The organism is Staphylococcus sp. MB377 (genome assembly GCF_001922505.1).
Lineage (GTDB): Bacteria > Bacillota > Bacilli > Staphylococcales > Staphylococcaceae > Staphylococcus > Staphylococcus haemolyticus.
This window is the reverse complement of sequence record NZ_MAON01000057.1, coordinates 1-1,056: the sequence shown is the minus strand read 5'-3', so window position 1 is coordinate 1,056 and position 1,056 is coordinate 1. Positions and strand designations below refer to the sequence as shown.

Annotated in this window: 1 protein-coding gene; it reads left to right on the top strand. The window is 36.2% G+C overall.

Translation table 11 applies throughout. The features are described 5' to 3' along the window. A partial coding sequence (locus BB045_RS09835; RefSeq protein ID WP_075140725.1) for a Y-family DNA polymerase occupies nucleotides 1-1,056 on the top strand: 1,056 nt, incomplete at both ends.

Below are 1,056 nucleotides of genomic sequence, written 5' to 3'. Positions count from 1 at the left end.
CTTCTATGCTTCAGTCAGTTGCATCAAGATGGGATTAGACCCACTTTATACTAAATTAGCTGTAGTCGGTGATGTGAATAGGAGTGGTTCAATTGTTTTGGCTGCAACTCCACCATTAAAAGCGTTGGGTGTTAAGAAAATGGCAAGATTATACGAAATACCACGTCGCAAAGATATCCTTGTGGCAAACCCAATTATGAGCACTTATATAAAATGCTCTAATTTCATCACTAAGTTGGCTCTACAATACGTTCCTATTGAAGATTTTCACCAATATTCCATCGATGAGTTTTTTATGGATATTACGGATAGTATTCATTTGTTTGCTAACGGCCCATACGACTTCGCATTAAAATTAAAACATGAAATTTATGCAAAGACACGAATCGAATGCACGATAGGAATTGGTCCTAATCCTTTAATGAGCAAAGTGGCTTTAGATGTGGAAGCAAAGAACACGAAAGATTGTATAGCATACTGGAAATACGAAGATGTACCCATAAAATTATGGCCAATACGACCACTTAGTAAGTTTTGGGGGATTTCGGGTAAAACAGAAGCGAAGTTAAACCGAAAAGGAATTCATTCAATCGGAGACTTAGCGCAATACCCACTCAAATACTTAAAGCAAAGCTTCGGGGTCATTGGCGAAGAATTGCACTTACATAGTAACGGCATTGATTTTAGCCGGATATCAGAAAAATACGTTCCAGCAACAACTTCTATTGGTAAGAGTCAAATACTTATGCGTGATTACACAATAGAAGAATTTCCAATTATTCTACTGGAGCATATTGAAGAAGTTTGTTATCGAATGCGAAAACAAAATAAACTAGCTCAAACGATTCACTTTTCCATTGGTTATAGCAAAAATTACAATGGTGGCTTCAGAAAAACTCACACTATGAACCGACCGACGAATTTAACTATGGATATATATAAGATTTGTACATATTTTTTACACGAGTTTTACACTGGGGAGCCCATTAGAACCATCAATGTTTCTTTAACTAACTTAATCAATGAAGGCGAAGAACAAATCTCACTATTCGATAA